Below are 15695 nucleotides of genomic sequence, written 5' to 3' on the forward strand. Positions count from 1 at the left end.
GAGTTATGATTATGGGGTTTCCTGGATGGCTTGAGATTATTATTCGCTCATTCTCTTCACTTATTATTTTATTCCTTCTAACAAAATGGCTGGGAAAAAAACAAATTACACAATTGTCTTTATTCGAATATATTATCGGAATCACAATCGGAAGTATTATAGCTGAAATTTCAACTGGAGTAGGAACGAATTTTTTATACGGATTATATAGCCTTTTGGTTTGGACGGCTGTTCCGTTTTTTATTGCTCTCATTAGTATGAAGAGTAAAAAATTCAGGGAAGTTGTTGAAGGAAAGCCGACAGTTTTTATCAAAGATGGGAAAATCCAAGAAGACAATTTGAAAAAAGAAAGATATACAGTGGACGACTTAACAGAATTATTACGAAGAAAAAATGCATTTAATATTGCCGATGTTGAATTTGCTGTGCTTGAAGCAAGCGGGGACTTGAATCTATTATTAAAAAGAGAAAAGCAGCCACTTACACCAAAAGATATCCAGTTAAAAGTAGCTCCAGAAAAAGAACCTAAAACCGTTATTTTAGAAGGACAAATTATGGCAGAAGCACTAGGGCTAACAGGGTATAATCAGTCTTGGTTAAAGGCGGAATTAGAAAAGCTAAATGTTGATCTTAATAATGTTTATATCGGTCAAGTCGATTCATATGGTAAATTAACCGTTGATATTTATGATGATAAAATACAGCTTCCAAATTCTCAGGAAAGACCACTATTATTAGCTACATTAAAAAAATGCCAAGCAGATCTTGAATTATTCACCTTAGCTACTGAATCAAAATCTGCCAGCACCATGTACACAAATAATGCAAAACGTATTGAGGCAATGATCGAAAAGTTAAAACCTTTTTTATCGGAATAATGCCATTTATGATAAAAAGTTTTTAACTATATTTAAATATTGATCTTTTGGATAGCCATTATAAAGTCCCATACCTATCCGTACAGGGTCCCCAAAGAAATAACGTTCAAAATGAGTTTGTCTTGTTCCAAATGAGCTCATACAAAGATCCCATGCTAATCGGAAGGTCTTTACACGGTCTTCAGCAGTCGCATTAGCACATTGTAAATAATCATCCAAATCAGTTTGAATAGAGGAATCAAATTGTTTTTCAGTGGGAAGCATGATCAATCCGCTTCCTCCTATTAATTGAATAATTTCAACCAGTCTTGGATAAATTCTAGGGTAATAATATATTGCTACATTTAATGGCTTTAAATCTGGAACCATTGTATTCCACCTGTCTAATTTTGAATTTATTCGGGAAGACAAATGTAATGATTTCATAATTTCAAGAGCTGAAATAATCTCACTCATTTTGTCTTTTACATGTTGATATTCATGAATATTAATGGCCTCAACAATAGATTCAGCTACCCCAAGTATAAACTCAGTCTTTACAATCATCCGTGCAACTGCTTGGTAAAGTAACATAGTATTAAAATTCGTTTCCGCATAAAACTTTGATGCAATATCAATGTTTTTATATAAAAAAACTCTTTCCCAAGGGACTAAAACATCATCAAAAACGATAATAGAGTCCATTTCTTCAAATTTTGAAGCTAAAGGAGAGTCAAAAGTGGAAAGGTTGTTGACAAATGATTCACGACAAATGAACCTTAATCCCGGAGAATTTGAAGGTATAGAAAAGCCAAAAATGTATGAATCCTCGATAAAATTCCCACCCGCTGGAAGGACTAACACTTCATCTGTTATACCGCCTTGTGTGGCTAATAATCTTGCACCTTTAATGATAATACCATCACTTGTTTCACGAATAATTTTTGCAGCAATAATTTTTTCTGAATCCTCAAAATAGCCAATAGAACGATTGACTTGTGGATTAATAAGAGTATGTGTAAAGGAAAGATCATTCTCCATGGCCATTTCATAGATTTTACGAATATGTGTACCGTAATTATCATTTTCCCCATTAAATACTTTTTCCCCAACACCTAATGCCATTATACATGTATTGACATAATCAGGAGATCGGCCTAATAACCCTAAATTTGTTTTAGCCCATTCCTGTGTTGCGAAACATCTTTTCTCTAAATCTTCTTTTGTAGTTGGTTGATGGAATGAAAAACCTACACGAGTGTTTGTAATAGGGGATAGGAATGTGAAAATTTCACTTTTAGAATTTTGCAGCTCATATAGAGCAGCTTTACTTTTTAATACACCACTGAAAGCGGGATGTTCTGAGATTTTTCCTGTGAGTTTCTTTCCATCTATCCAAACTTCATTATTTAAGCTATCAATTCTGTTAATGTATTCAATCCCAGTATTTATCAATTTATTCACCTCAAATCTGTTTATATTTTAAGGTATGCAATATATGGAATGGACTATTAATTTTTTTATTCCTAAAAAAAAAGAAATCTGCATGATGCAGATTTCTTAAAAAATTACTCTTATTGATATAAAAGCTGTACTTGCTTTTGAATATCATCATTTTCTAAATATTCATCGTATGTCATTTCTTTATCGAGCATCCCTTTAGGGGTAAGTTCAATAATGCGGTTAGCTATTGTTTGAATAAACTGATGATCGTGGGATGCAAAAATCATCGAACCTTTAAAACGGATTAAACCATTGTTCACTGCAGTAATCGATTCTAAATCAAGATGATTGGTAGGTTCATCTAAAAGAAGAACGTTTGATCCACTTAACATCATTTTAGAAAGCATACAACGAACCTTTTCACCACCGGAAAGGACATTTGCTTTTTTCATCACTTCTTCACCAGAGAATAGCATTCTTCCTAAAAATCCTCTTAAAAAGCTCTCACTTTGGTCATTGGGAGAGTATTGACGTAACCAATCGACAAGATTTAAATCTCCATTTTCAAAATAACTAGAGCTATCTTTAGGGAAGTAGGATTGTGTAGTAGTGATACCCCATTTAAATGAACCACTATCAGGTTCCATTTCTCCTGCCAAAATTTTAAACAATGTGGTTTTAGCTAATTCGTTTTGGCCAACTAGAGCTATTTTGTCATCTTTATTCATTATAAAACTAACATTATCAAGAACCTTTACACCGTCAATCGTTTTCGTTAATCCTTCTACACGTAATAGATCATTACCAATCTCTCGGTCAGGGGTAAAATGAACGTAAGGATATTTTCTAGATGAAGGTTTAATGTCATCTAATGTAATTTTATCGAGAAGCTTCTTCCGAGAAGTTGCTTGCTTCGATTTCGATGCATTCGCACTAAAACGGGCAATAAAGCTTTGCAGCTCTTTAATTTTTTCTTCTTTTTTCTTATTATCCTCTTGTGCCATTTTTTGAGCAAGCTGACTAGATTCATACCAAAAATCGTAATTTCCTACATATAATTGGATTTTACTGAAGTCTAAGTCAGCAATATGAGTACAAACCTTATTTAAGAAATGACGATCATGGGATACAACAATCACAGTGTTCTCAAAGTTAATTAGAAATTCTTCAAGCCATTGAATAGCTTTTAAATCTAAGTGGTTGGTAGGCTCGTCTAATAGCAAAATATCTGGTTTTCCAAAAAGTGCTTGAGCAAGTAATACTTTTACTTTTTCTGCACCAGTTAACTCCGCCATTTTCTTTGTATGAAGCTCTTCTGAAATTCCAAGACCTTTAAGCAAAATAGCTGCTTCTGATTCTGCTTCCCAACCATTTAATTCAGCAAATTCACCTTCAAGCTCTGCGGCTCTCATTCCATCTTCATCACTGAAATCTGCTTTCATGTAAATAGCATCTTTTTCTTGCATCACTTCAAATAAGCGGGTATGTCCCATAATAACAACTTTTAAAACTTCTTCATCTTCAAATTCAAAATGGTTTTGTTTTAATACAGCCAGTCTTTCGCCTGGTGTCATATGGACATCACCAGTTTGAGGCTCAAGTTCACCTGAAAGAATTTTTAAAAAGGTTGATTTTCCAGCGCCGTTTGCGCCAATTAATCCATAGCAGTTACCGGGTGTAAATTTAATATTAATATCTTCAAATAGTTTACGTTCCCCGAATCGTAAGCCAACATTATTAACAGTAATCAAAGACATATACCTCCAAAACAGTAATATCTTTATGATTATAACATGACTTGAATAAAAAAGGGGGACACCTGAGTTAATATGTAGTATTCGTTAATTGGTTTTGATTATTTTGCTACAAATTTTCATTCTGCTGTATAATTTCATCACCTGTAATAATGGTATTAGCTTCTTCCAATCGTTTGAGTTTTTCAACGGAATCACCAGGATAATATTTGCTTTGATTGATATTACTCATTGCTGTATTAACGGTAATTTCAGGTTTTTTGGGTGAATTAGTTATTCTTTGATCTTTTTTTTTCATCATTTTCAACTCCATTCAATAAACTGTCTAGTTATTATCCATTCACTATTTTTATAGAATTATGCATAATAATAAATATTCTTCTATACGTAACTAGGATTGAAAATTTAATTAAATGATATACATGAATTTAACTCTATTTGATAAAAATAGTAGGTATATTACTACTATTTGGAGGATATAAAATGCCTAACGATCAAACCATGATGCCACAGTTTCCGGAGCCAATTTGGAGAGAGTCTGTTGAAATTCCTAGTTTTTCTAATTTGATTGAGGATATTGATGTGGATATAGCTATTGTTGGTGGAGGAATTACAGGAATAACAACTGCTTACTTATTAACTAAGGAAGGATTCAAAGTTGCCATTATTGAGGCTGGGAACTTGTTAAATGGTACAACTGGTCATACAACTGCAAAAGTAACAGCTCAACATGGATTAATATATGATGAATTCATCCAAAATATAGGAAAAGAAAATGCAAGATTATATTATGAAGCAAATTCTGAAGCAATTCAGTTTATTAAAAATACGATTCAAGAACATGGGATTGATTGTGATTTTAGTGAAGAGGATGCTTATATTTACACGAATAGTGTTGAGTATGTATCCAAATTGCTAAAAGAAGAAGAGGCGTATAAGGAGCTCGGAATTGATGGTGAAATAGTTGATCAGATTCCATTAGATTTTCAAGTGATATCCGCATTAGTGATGAGGAATCAAGCCCAGTTTCATCCTCTAAAATATTTGAAACCACTTATCAATTATATACAAAATGCTGGGGGATTAATTTTTGAAAATACGACTGCGACTGATGTTGATTACGGTGATCAGCCAGTAGTTATTACAAGAGAAGGTATGAGGGTAACGTGTAAATATGTTTGTGCTTGCTCACATTTTCCTTTTTATGATGGTTTAGGGTTTTATCCGACAAGAATGTATCCCGAGAGATCCTATTTAATTGCGGTAAAGTCGAAAAAAGATTTTCCAGGCGGTATGTATATAAGTGCCGAGCAGCCTACGAGATCATTGCGTTATATGATGTACAATAATGAAAAAATGTTATTAGTCGGTGGTGAAAATCATAAAACAGGACAGGGAATACCAACTATTATGCATTATGAGGCCCTGGAAGAGTTTGCTAGTAATCAATTCGGTATAGATGAATATTTATATCGATGGTCTGCACAAGATTTAACCACATTAGACAAGATTCCTTATATAGGAAGAATTACGAGTAATCATAACCAAGTTCTAGTCGCGACAGGTTTTAGAAAATGGGGAATGACGAATAGTACTTTGTCTGCACTTCTATTAAGGGATATCATTGTTGAAAAAGAAAATCGTTTTGAAGAACTTTTTTCGCCATCCAGGTTCAATTCGGATCCTGGTGTGAGTGAGTTTATATCTACAAATTTGGATGTAGCTAAGCATTTAATCGAAGGTAAGCTTGAATACCCGTTGAGGGATGTTAATGATTTATCTAATGATGAGGGCTCAGTTGTTAATGTCAATGGAAAACGTGCCGGAGCATATAAAGATCAGGATGGAAAACTGTATGTAGTGGATACGACATGTACCCATTTAGGCTGTGAAATAGAATGGAATTCGGGGGATCGTACATGGGATTGTCCTTGTCATGGGTCAAGATTTTCGATTAAGGGAGATGTTGTTGAAGGACCTGCAGAAACACCGTTAAAGAGAATTGACATTGATTAATTTGATTTATATCGCATCACCTATTGGGTGGTGCTCATTTTTTTATAATAATTTTGAAACAAAAGGTATATATTTTTCGTAGAAAAGTTATCAAGTATTTTTAACGAAAGAAGGTTCTTTTATGAGTGAAAAAGGTTGTATCAAATGTGGTAGCACCAATGCAGCGAAAAAAGAAGTGGCCATGACAGGTACTGGCCTTTCGAAAATGTTTGATATTCAACATAACCAATTTATAGTTGTTTACTGTGAAAATTGTGGTTACTCGGAGTTTTATCATAAAAAATCATCAACTGCCTCAAATGTGATAGACTTTTTCTTCGGTGGTTAAAACGTCATTAAGAAAGCGCCCTTAATCGTCAAATTAAATGAGGGCGCTAGTATATTATTTAGTGTTTTCATACCAATCAGAAAATAGCCCACTGCCATTGCAGCCAGGGCAATCATACACATTTGATACATAATACTCGCTAAAGGCAAACGTGTTGATCCCTTTTCCATAGCAATCAGGGCAAATTCCTTTAGACTCCATTTTTGCAATTCTCTTTTCATATCTTGAAGAATTCCATTCTTGTATTGAATTAAATATTCCCAACATTTTCACCTCTAACTTTTTATTATTAGGATGTGGAAATGCTGGGAAAATTATACGTGTTATAATTTATAACCTAAGTTCAATTAAAGGACGAGTATACTTTTTGATTAAATAACTTCCAAGAGTTAAGCAAACTACAATAGAAAAAATAAATAGTAATAAATAATTTTGGGAGAAAGATTCAAGTGTATCATCTGAAACAAACGTTTCAATTATTTTAATGATAAACCCGTGAAGTAAATAAACATAAAGCGTACGTTGGCCAATTACTGTAATTTTAGTACCACTTGAAGGTACAAGAGCTAGAAAACCAACGATAACAACAAATGTTAATAAATATTGAAATCCTCGATAAATTCCATCCATTATCTCAACATTTCCCATATCATCATAGGAGGAAGAGCCGAGTAACCACGGTACGGCGTTCTTAGGAAATGAAAATTCAAATAAAAGAAATGTAGAAATTAATATCAACATACCTAAAACATTTGAATACTTAATATTTTTAATCCATTGTATGTGTTTTGGTTCAATTAAAAATCCGAGTAAAAAGTAAGGAAAAAACACAAATGTTCTAGATAGGCTTAAAAAACTACCAATATGATCAATGTATCCGATCCCAATTCCTATAAAAATTGCAACTATTAATCCAAGCCATTTCAATTTTGCAAAAACATACAAAAGTAGATTCCAAAAAAATAAACTAAGTAAAAACCATAATGTCCAATGGGGTTCAAGAAAATCAAAAGAAAGCGAATGTTCATCTCCATTGATAAAATAAAAAAACGAATATATTGCCTGAAAGATAAGATAGGGCAATAATATCTTTTTAACTGACTTTAGCAAATACCCATTTTTACGATATCCCTTTGCAAAATAACCAGATATTAAAATAAAAGCCGGCATATGAAAGAGAAAGATAACCGCATATAGAGTAAAAAGAAAATCGTCATTTTCTTTTAAAGGACTTATGACATGTCCAAATACTACTAAGAAAATTAGAATTAATTTTGCATTATCAAAATAAAGATTTCTAGTTGAAGATGAAGCCATGTTAGCACCTCTCATAAATTTTAATACGACTTCTTTATTATCCTTATATAATTTATATTAATAGAATATATAAGTGAAAAATAGTTTCTAAAAAGTGAATAAACCACCTTAATGTTGAAATATCTTCATTTATATATACAATTTTAACATCTATTTACAGTTTGAAGGTTACTACAAGATAAAAATCGTATTAAAAAATATTATTGTGTTATTATAAAATTTACAAAATGATTACATTTATTGTAAAGTGGATTTTGTTGTGTAAATTGATAAAATAGATTTTGATTATATATCAACCTAGATGCATTTGATGAAAAATAAAAGGGATCAATCGAAAAAGTCTAAATTGTAGAGGCTGTCTTTCATTTTACATATCTAATTTGGGATAAATATTGTAAAATATTTAAATGAGTAGAACTTATTAAATATCGAAAGAAGGTTTTTAGAGCATATGTCTATTCCTTTAATCATTGCTGAAAAGCCTGATCAAGGTGCAAAACTTGCTGCCCCATTTCCCCATAAAAAACGGAAAGGCTATATCGAAATCGCCCCAAACCAAACATTTCCGCAAGGTGCCTATCTAACTTGGGCTGTTGGCCATCTATGTGAGCTTGTTCCACCCGAAGAATATGATGCGAAATGGAAACGCTGGTCACTTAACACCCTTCCAATCCTCCCTGAATCCTTTCAATATAAGGTAAAGCGCGATAAGTGGAACCAATTTAAAATGATTAAGGATTTATTGAAGCGTTCGGAAATTACTGAAGTTATTATGGCCGGTGATGCAGAGCGAGAAGGGGAAGCGATAATCAGAATCATATTAAAGCAATGTCATAATCGAAAACCTACAAAAAGATTATGGATTTCCTCACTAACCGAAAAAGCGGTTATAAACGGATTCCAAAATTTACTAAATGAACAAGATACAAGAAGCATTTATTTTGAAGCAATGAGTAGAGCATGTGCAGATTGGATGATTGGTATGAATGCCTCACGCGTCTACACATTATTGCTTCAAGGAAAAGGGATCCGAGATGTATTTTCAACTGGTCGTGTACAAACTCCGACACTTGCTTTAATTGTTAAAAGAGAAAAAGAAATTGAAGACTTTAAAAGTGAACCATTTTGGGAAGTTAAGGCAGTCTTTCAAATCGATAATAATCGGTATGAAGGAAAATGGCATCATGAGCAAGAAACAAGAATAATGGAACAAAGGAAAGCGATCGCTATCGCACAATTTTGTGAAGGAAAAAGAGCTAGAATTGAGGATATTGAAAAAGAGAGAAAAGAGTTTCAACCGCCATTTTTATTTAACTTGTCCTCCTTACAGGCGACAGCAAATAAATTATTTAAGTATTCTCCAAAGAAAACGCTAGATATAGCTCAAAGACTTTATGTAAAAGGGATCATTTCTTACCCTAGATCAGACTCAAGCTTCGTAACAAAAGAAGAAGCACTTGCTTTTCCTGAGATTTTAAATAAAATTAATAAAATTGAACAGTATCAAGATTATTTTCCTCTTCCCGTGCCATCCATTTTAAATAATAAAAGGTTTGTTAATGAAAAGAAAGTGACTGATCACTATGCGATTATTCCAACAGAGCAAGTGACTAATCCTTTATCATTAGATAAAGATGAACAACAAATTTATGACCTTATTATACGAAGATTAATAGCTGCTCACTATGAAAAAAGTATTTTTGATTATACAACAATTCATACAATAGTAGATGAAAGAGCAAAGTTTATTTCAAAAGGAAAACAAATGATTCAAGAGGGTTGGAGAAAGATTATTCACTATTCAGAGGAGAAGAAGGAAGCTGATGAACAAGCTCTGCCAATTTTAGAAAAAGATGAAACAGGAATTGTAAAAAAGATTACGATAAAAGATGGAAAGACCCAGCCGCCAAAGCGATATACAGAAGGTCAATTGATTACTTTAATGAAAACCGCTGGAAAGTTTATAGAAGATGCCGAAATGCAAAGTATATTAAGAAAAACAGAAGGGCTGGGCACGGAAGCAACTAGGGCTGGAATTATTACTGTTTTAAAAGATCGAAAGTACATCGAGGTCACAAAAAACCTAGTCTACCCAACCAAAAAAGGAATTCTTCTAATTGACAGTATCGGAGAGAGTATTTTATCTTCTCCTGAAATGACCGCGAAATGGGAGCAAAGACTTCATGAAATCGGGGAAGGAAAAGCATCCCCAAATGTATTTTTGGAACAGGCAAAGAAATTGTCTGTCAAGCTTATTAATGATGCAAAAACAGCCGAAAGTAATTGGAAATTTACTAGTGAATTACTTGAAGAATTGTCACACCTGACCGTTAAAAATAAAGGAAAAGAAAGATCGAAAACAAAGCTAGGAAAATGTAAAAAATGTGAAGGCAGTATTATTGAAAAAGGAAATTTTTATGGCTGTACAAACTACCAAAAGACAAATTGTGATTTTACCGTTTCAAAGAAAATACTTGGTAAAACTATTTCACAAAAAAATATTTCGAAACTACTAAAGGATGGGAAAACCGATCTTATTAAAGGATTTAAAAAAGGAGAAAAAACGTTTGATGGATTTCTTGAATGGAATCCAGAAAAACAAAGCATACAGTTTTTAGCTAAGTCCTATTCAAATGAAATATTGTGATATAAGAAGGAGTGGTCTGATAAAGATGTCAACCACTCCTTTTTTTATTATTCCTCTTTATTTGCTAAACAACGTTCACATTCTAAAATGTACGATTCGGCTTGTTCATGTACATGTTCTCCACACTCGGGACAAATCTTTTTTGAAAGATTAAGAAAAAATTCAACTGGATTTTGTAACATTCTTACCACTCCATTCATTTGTTTTGAATTATGCGAAAACAGAAAACATTTTTTATATTTTAACACTTATATAATACAGTTGTAAATTATTTATTCTGTTGTGGTACAGATTATGCAACAATTTTTGGATATGTGCTTGGGCAAAAACCTAAATTTGTTAGTAAAACCTATTGTGAAAGTAACTGAGATGATATATTGTTAAGAAAATTGGGTCTATTTAAAATTCCTAAATATGTAGGTGATTAATTTGAATGATATAAGTCTTCGTCCAAAAGCAAGATCACAGTTTAGAATTCAAGTGGGGAAAACTTACTACATGACAAAACGATATTTGGAATGGATGTTTGATAATAAAAGATACGCAAAAGAAAAAACTGAGGAACTATTGCCACATATACTGTTTAAACATGAAACGATTCTTCTTCGTGAATTAAAAGGGGTGGATATGTGGTATCAGCATAATAAAACCAAAAATTTAAAAATCGCTATAAAACAGCTAAATGGAATCGTAGTAAAACCTGGAGAAACATTTTCTTACTGGAAACTAATCGGAAAACCGACAAAAAGAAAAGGTTATGTTGATGGGATGGTTCTATTTTACGGTACCTATAAAAAAGGAATTGGTGGCGGGCTTTGTCAATTATCCAATTTAATTTATTGGACAACTTTACATACACCACTTACTATTATGGAACGTTATCGACATAGTTATGATGTATTCCCAGATTCCAAACGCACACAACCTTTTGGTAGTGGGGCCACATGCGCATATAATTATTTAGATTTACAAATAAAAAACAATACAGAAAACGATTATCAGTTACATCTTTACTTAACGGATACACACTTAGTAGGTGAATGGAGATGTTCAAACCCAAAGTTATATTCATACTTGGTTTATGAAAAGGAACATTTCATTACTCCAGCTTTTTGGGGAGGTTATGTACGCCATAATAAGATTTATCGAAAAGTCTTTAACAATAGTAAACAATTAATTAATGATGAATTTGTCACTGAAAATCATGCTATTATGATGTATGAACCGTTGCTTGAAACAAAAGAAGAAAATTTGTAAAAAGCTTCCTTTGATGATTTAGGGAGTTTTTTATTAATTTTTGCAACGAAGAAACTTTTTTATATCTGTGCATATAATTTTAAAAAATAGGATAAATAACTAAATTTGGAGGTGTTAAAAGTGAACAAGTTTGTGTTTTATACCGTGTTGTGTGAAAGGATGGGGATATTATCAAAAGAAGAAGCTACGAGAATTTTGAATCATAATCACGTATATTTAAAGGATACACATAGAAAAAGTAAAAATTAATAATAGATTGATTATTTTATATTATTATTGACTTCGGATAATTTTTATAGTATTTTTTCACTAGGGAAACATTGTTAATGATTTTCATTTTCAATATTTTTTTTATATAAAAGTTTCCTGTGGGAAACTATTTTGTTTGTGTGAAATTATTAATTAAAAAATGTAGTTTTATACAGGTGACATATTGCCTAAAAGTTGCCTTTAGGAAACAATTGTTCCCTAACAAAAAAGAATGAAAAAATCAGGAGGTTACAATGTTCAAGTCAAAAATGGTTTTAGCTGTATTTATGGTTTTCGCAATAATTGTTGCAGGCTGCTCGAATCAGTCATCTAGTAAAAAGGAAACGGGAAAGATTAAAGTAACAACTACTATTGGAATGATTAAAGATATTGTTGACGAGGTAGGGGGAAACCATGTCGAAACAATTGGTTTAATGAAGTCAGGAGTAGATCCTCATCTTTATAAAGCATCACAAGGAGATATTCGTAAATTAGATCAAGCTGATATGATTTTTTATAATGGATTGCATTTAGAAGGAAAAATGGTCGATATCTTTGAGCAAATGTCTAAGAAAAAAGTAACGGTTGCTGTATCCAAAGACATACCTGAATCTGAATTTCGTTCTTGGGATGATGGAACAGAAGGACATGACCCTCATATTTGGTTTAATGTAAAACATTGGATTTCTGCTACAAATACTGTAAGGGATGAATTGATAAAGTTTGATTCAAAACATAAAGAGGATTACGAAAAAAACGCTGAGCAATATATTAAAAAACTAGAGGAACTTGATAAATATACAGAAGAACAAATCTCAAGTATTCCGAAAGAAACACGGGTGTTAGTTACTGCACACGATGCATTTGGCTATTTTGGAGATGCATACAACATAAAAGTAATGGGGCTACAAGGAATTAGTACAGCTTCTGAATATGGTTCAAAGGATGTTAGTGAGCTCCGTGATTACTTAGTTAATAACAAAATTAAGGCTGTATTTGTAGAATCAAGTGTTCCAAAAAAAGCGATCAATGCAGTTGTTGAAGGAGCTAAGAAAAAGGGACATGAAGTGAAAATTGGTGGTGAACTCTTTTCAGATGCGATGGGTGAGGAAGGAACACCTGAAGGAAAGTATATTGGTATGGTGAAACACAACGTTGACACAATTGTCAATGCACTAAAATAATTGGAGGTATATTTTAATGAAATCACCTATAAGCGTACGTAATTTAACAGTGGCTTATCAGAAGAAACCTGTATTACAAAATATTTCTTTTGATATTCCAGAGGGAGAGTTAATTGGAATCATCGGACCAAATGGTGCAGGAAAATCGACCTTGATTAAATCCATCCTCGAACTAATTCCATCCGTGACTGGTGAGGTTGAAATTTATGGGGGTACCTATAAAGATAAAAGGAAAATCGTCGGTTATGTACCACAGCGAGAGTCGGTAGATTGGGATTTTCCAACAAATGCATTGGATGTAGTTACGATGGGAAGGTATGGACATTTAGGATGGTTTAAACGTCCTAGTTCAAAAGATAAGCAAATTGCTATGGATTGTTTAGAAAAAGTGGGGATGGAAGCATTTGCTCATAGACAAATAAGTCAGTTATCAGGCGGCCAGCAACAGCGTGTGTTTCTGGCAAGAGCATTAGCGCAAGATGCACAACTGTACATCATGGATGAACCGTTCGTTGGAGTAGATGCAGCTACTGAAAAAGCAATTATTATTCTTTTAAACGATTTAAAAAATCAAGGAAAAACAGTATTAGTCGTTCATCATGACTTAAATACGGTGAAGGAATACTTCGATTCGTTGATTTTACTTAATGTGAATTTAATTGCTGTTGGACCGACTGAAGAATTATTTACTAAAGAATATCTTCAAAAAACATACGGTGGAAAATTAACAATGCTTGATTCTAATTCTTCACCGATGGTTATAAGTTGAGGTGTCCGGCTATGAATATATTTAGTATTTTTCAAGATCCGAATACCCAATGGATTTTATTCGGATCCATTCTTCTGGGAATAAGTAGTGGTGTAATTGGCTCATTTGCCTATTTACGAAAACAATCGTTAATGGGCGATGCACTATCCCATGCTGCATTACCTGGAGTATGTTTGGTTTTTATGATTACTGGAACAAAATCCATTTTTTATTTTTTAATCGGTGCGATTATTGCAGGCATTTTAGCAACTATATCTATTAGCTTTATTACGAGACAAACAAGAATAAAACAGGATTCAGCTTTAGGGATTATATTAACAGTATTCTTTGGCATAGGTATTGTTTTGTTAACCCAAATTCAACATAGTGAGAGTGGAAATCAAAGTGGATTGGATAAATTTTTATTTGGTCAGGCAGCATCGATGGTCCACTCAGATGTTTATACAATGGCAGGAATATGCCTCTTCCTTATTGGTATGAGTGTGCTATTCTTTAAGGAATTTAAACTACTTTCTTTCGACCCTGGCTTTGCAAAAGGAATTGGGTTACCAATCGTCCTACTTGATCAAATCATCATGCTCCTTATGGTGATTGCTGTCGTGGTTGGCATCCAAGCAGTAGGAGTCGTTTTAATGGCAGCCTTGCTTATAACACCTGCTGTTTCTGCACGTTATTGGACAGAGAAATTACATGTAATGGTTGTTTTAGCTGGGATTTTTGGTGGAATTAGTGGAATGATCGGTACGATCATTAGTACATGGGCGAATAATTTACCTACTGGTCCATTAATTGTAATCGCCGCAACAAGTATTTTTATTGTTTCAGTTTTGATTGCGCCAAATAAAGGCGTGTTCGCAAAAATGATGAGCCGTAAAAAAACAAAAAGTGATGTTTTGCATCATCATATTAAACAAGTTGTAAAGGATGGAAAAGCGATATGAATCATATTTGGATTATTTTGATTGGTGCTTTAGTCGCTTCCTCATGTAGTATAGTTGGCTGCTTTCTTGTTCTTAGGAAAATGTCGATGATCGGTGATGCCATAAGTCACTCTGTTTTACCAGGGATCGTTATTGCATTTCTCTTAAGTGGTACGAGAGACTCATCTGTCATGGTGTTTGGGGCTGCGATCATAGGGATCATTACTGTATTTTTAATTCAAATGTTTCAAAATAACGGTGTTCAGTCTGATGCGTCAATCGGTGTAGTTTTCACTGCTTTGTTTGCCGTTGGTGTTGTGTTGATCAGTTTGTTTACTAGACAAGTTGATTTAGATCTTGATTGCGTTTTATATGGGGAAATTGCTTATGCACCTTGGGATACGCTTGAGGTAGGCGGGATGGCTTTAGGTCCAAAAGCTGTTTGGGGTGTTGGGAGTGTTTTCTTGCTCAATCTCCTTGTCATTGGCATATTTTATAAACAATTTAAGCTTTGTTCGTTCGATCCGGCTATGGCTGCCGCATTAGGCATTCCGGTTATGTTCTTTCATTATTTGTTAATGAGTCTTGTATCGTTAACGACGGTATCAGCCTTTGAAAGTGTTGGAGCCATCCTTGTTGTCGGTATGATCATCGTTCCAGCTGCTACAGCATATTTACTTACTGATAAGCTGAGTCGGATGATTGTTTATAGTATGATTATAGGTATAATGAGTTCGATTCTAGGATATTATATAGCTTATTTATTAGATGCTTCCATCGCAGGGTGTATGATTACAGTAGCAGGTTTATTATTTATGATTACCTTATTTATCTCTCCTAAGCATGGGGTTCTATTTAAGATATTGAGACTAAAAAGATTAGCTGTATAAATATAATTTTTTATCCCCGTAACTTTTCATAGCTTCTATTCGTTTATTATATAGAGGTTCAAAA

General features: G+C 33.2%; 16 protein-coding genes. 10 read left to right on the forward strand and 6 right to left on the reverse strand.

Annotation, left to right across the window (positions count from 1 at the left end):
- Positions 1-8: 8 nt before the first annotated feature.
- Complete coding sequence (locus ACQKP0_RS18160; protein WP_427407332.1) at positions 9-878, forward strand: DUF421 domain-containing protein; 870 nt, start codon at positions 9-11, stop codon at positions 876-878.
- Between the two features lie 6 nt (positions 879-884).
- Here the strand turns inward: ACQKP0_RS18160 and hpaB are convergent, their stop codons facing one another.
- From hpaB to ACQKP0_RS18175, 3 genes are all read right to left on the reverse strand, one after another.
- On the reverse strand, positions 885-2321 hold the full coding sequence (gene hpaB / locus ACQKP0_RS18165) for a 4-hydroxyphenylacetate 3-monooxygenase, oxygenase component (RefSeq protein WP_427407240.1): 1437 nt from the start codon (positions 2319-2321) through the stop codon (positions 885-887).
- A 110-nt stretch (positions 2322-2431) separates the two neighbouring features.
- Positions 2432-4051 (reverse strand): ABC-F family ATP-binding cassette domain-containing protein, encoded by a 1620-nt coding sequence (locus ACQKP0_RS18170; protein ID WP_427407241.1) that lies wholly within the window; start codon positions 4049-4051, stop codon positions 2432-2434.
- A 112-nt stretch (positions 4052-4163) separates the two neighbouring features.
- A complete protein-coding gene (locus ACQKP0_RS18175; RefSeq protein ID WP_427407242.1) occupies positions 4164-4352 on the reverse strand; it encodes a hypothetical protein in 189 nt (62 codons plus the stop codon).
- A gap of 185 nt (positions 4353-4537) precedes the next feature.
- On the opposite strand from ACQKP0_RS18175, the gene ACQKP0_RS18180 reads away from it, so the two are divergent.
- Positions 4538-6070, forward strand: coding sequence for an FAD-dependent oxidoreductase (locus tag ACQKP0_RS18180; protein WP_427407243.1), 1533 nt, complete (start codon positions 4538-4540; stop codon positions 6068-6070).
- A 121-nt stretch (positions 6071-6191) separates the two neighbouring features.
- Positions 6192-6398 (forward strand): zinc ribbon domain-containing protein, encoded by a 207-nt coding sequence (locus ACQKP0_RS18185; RefSeq protein WP_427407244.1) that lies wholly within the window; start codon positions 6192-6194, stop codon positions 6396-6398.
- Here ACQKP0_RS18185 and ACQKP0_RS18190 read toward each other — a convergent pair.
- Both ACQKP0_RS18190 and ACQKP0_RS18195 read right to left on the reverse strand, forming a co-directional pair.
- Positions 6395-6619 (reverse strand): hypothetical protein, encoded by a 225-nt coding sequence (locus ACQKP0_RS18190; protein ID WP_427407245.1) that lies wholly within the window; start codon positions 6617-6619, stop codon positions 6395-6397. The genes ACQKP0_RS18185 and ACQKP0_RS18190 overlap by 4 nt on opposite strands.
- Positions 6620-6728: 109 nt before the next feature.
- Positions 6729-7715 (reverse strand): acyltransferase family protein, encoded by a 987-nt coding sequence (locus ACQKP0_RS18195; protein ID WP_427407246.1) that lies wholly within the window; start codon positions 7713-7715, stop codon positions 6729-6731.
- Between the two features lie 451 nt (positions 7716-8166).
- Between ACQKP0_RS18195 and ACQKP0_RS18200 the strand changes: the two genes are divergently transcribed.
- A complete protein-coding gene (locus tag ACQKP0_RS18200) occupies positions 8167-10362 on the forward strand; it encodes a DNA topoisomerase III (RefSeq protein ID WP_427407247.1) in 2196 nt (731 codons plus the stop codon).
- 47 nt (positions 10363-10409) lie between these two features.
- Here ACQKP0_RS18200 and yhfH read toward each other — a convergent pair whose 3' ends face one another.
- Complete coding sequence (gene yhfH / locus ACQKP0_RS18205) at positions 10410-10544, reverse strand: protein YhfH (protein ID WP_427407248.1); 135 nt, start codon at positions 10542-10544, stop codon at positions 10410-10412.
- 247 nt (positions 10545-10791) lie between these two features.
- Between yhfH and ACQKP0_RS18210 the strand changes: the two genes are divergently transcribed.
- From ACQKP0_RS18210 to ACQKP0_RS18235, 6 genes are all read left to right on the forward strand, one after another.
- On the forward strand, positions 10792-11619 hold the full coding sequence (locus ACQKP0_RS18210) for a VanW family protein (RefSeq protein WP_427407333.1): 828 nt from the start codon (positions 10792-10794) through the stop codon (positions 11617-11619).
- A 120-nt stretch (positions 11620-11739) separates the two neighbouring features.
- Entirely contained in the window at positions 11740-11868 is a 129-nt protein-coding gene (locus tag ACQKP0_RS18215; RefSeq protein ID WP_427407249.1) for a hypothetical protein, read from the forward strand.
- Positions 11869-12122: 254 nt separating this feature from the next.
- Positions 12123-13052, forward strand: coding sequence for a metal ABC transporter solute-binding protein, Zn/Mn family (locus ACQKP0_RS18220; protein WP_427407250.1), 930 nt, complete (start codon positions 12123-12125; stop codon positions 13050-13052).
- A gap of 16 nt (positions 13053-13068) precedes the next feature.
- Positions 13069-13821, forward strand: coding sequence for a metal ABC transporter ATP-binding protein (locus tag ACQKP0_RS18225; RefSeq protein WP_427407251.1), 753 nt, complete (start codon positions 13069-13071; stop codon positions 13819-13821).
- 11 nt (positions 13822-13832) lie between these two features.
- A complete protein-coding gene (locus ACQKP0_RS18230) occupies positions 13833-14762 on the forward strand; it encodes a metal ABC transporter permease (protein WP_427407252.1) in 930 nt (309 codons plus the stop codon).
- A complete protein-coding gene (locus ACQKP0_RS18235; protein ID WP_427407253.1) occupies positions 14759-15631 on the forward strand; it encodes a metal ABC transporter permease in 873 nt (290 codons plus the stop codon). Before ACQKP0_RS18230 ends, ACQKP0_RS18235 begins: the two co-directional genes overlap by 4 nt.
- The last annotated feature ends 64 nt before the right edge of the window (positions 15632-15695 follow it).

This window comes from Heyndrickxia sp. NPDC080065 (assembly GCF_050281185.1).
Classification (GTDB): Bacteria; Bacillota; Bacilli; order Bacillales; family Bacillaceae_C; genus Heyndrickxia.

Bases quoted from the DNA above. Each gene is read 5' to 3' on its own strand.
- ACQKP0_RS18195 (WP_427407246.1), bottom strand. From the start codon at position 7,715: ATGGCTTCATCTTCAACTAGAAATCTTTATTTTGATAATGCAAAATTA.
- ACQKP0_RS18185 (WP_427407244.1), top strand. From the start codon at position 6,192: ATGAGTGAAAAAGGTTGTATCAAATGTGGTAGCACCAATGCAGCGAAA.
- ACQKP0_RS18235 (WP_427407253.1), top strand. From the start codon at position 14,759: ATGAATCATATTTGGATTATTTTGATTGGTGCTTTAGTCGCTTCCTCA.
- ACQKP0_RS18225 (WP_427407251.1), top strand. From the start codon at position 13,069: ATGAAATCACCTATAAGCGTACGTAATTTAACAGTGGCTTATCAGAAG.
- ACQKP0_RS18200 (WP_427407247.1), top strand. From the start codon at position 8,167: ATGTCTATTCCTTTAATCATTGCTGAAAAGCCTGATCAAGGTGCAAAA.
- ACQKP0_RS18230 (WP_427407252.1), top strand. From the start codon at position 13,833: ATGAATATATTTAGTATTTTTCAAGATCCGAATACCCAATGGATTTTA.
- ACQKP0_RS18180 (WP_427407243.1), top strand. From the start codon at position 4,538: ATGCCTAACGATCAAACCATGATGCCACAGTTTCCGGAGCCAATTTGG.
- ACQKP0_RS18220 (WP_427407250.1), top strand. From the start codon at position 12,123: ATGTTCAAGTCAAAAATGGTTTTAGCTGTATTTATGGTTTTCGCAATA.
- ACQKP0_RS18175 (WP_427407242.1), bottom strand. From the start codon at position 4,352: ATGAAAAAAAAAGATCAAAGAATAACTAATTCACCCAAAAAACCTGAA.
- ACQKP0_RS18190 (WP_427407245.1), bottom strand. From the start codon at position 6,619: ATGAAAAGAGAATTGCAAAAATGGAGTCTAAAGGAATTTGCCCTGATT.
- yhfH (WP_427407248.1), bottom strand. From the start codon at position 10,544: ATGTTACAAAATCCAGTTGAATTTTTTCTTAATCTTTCAAAAAAGATT.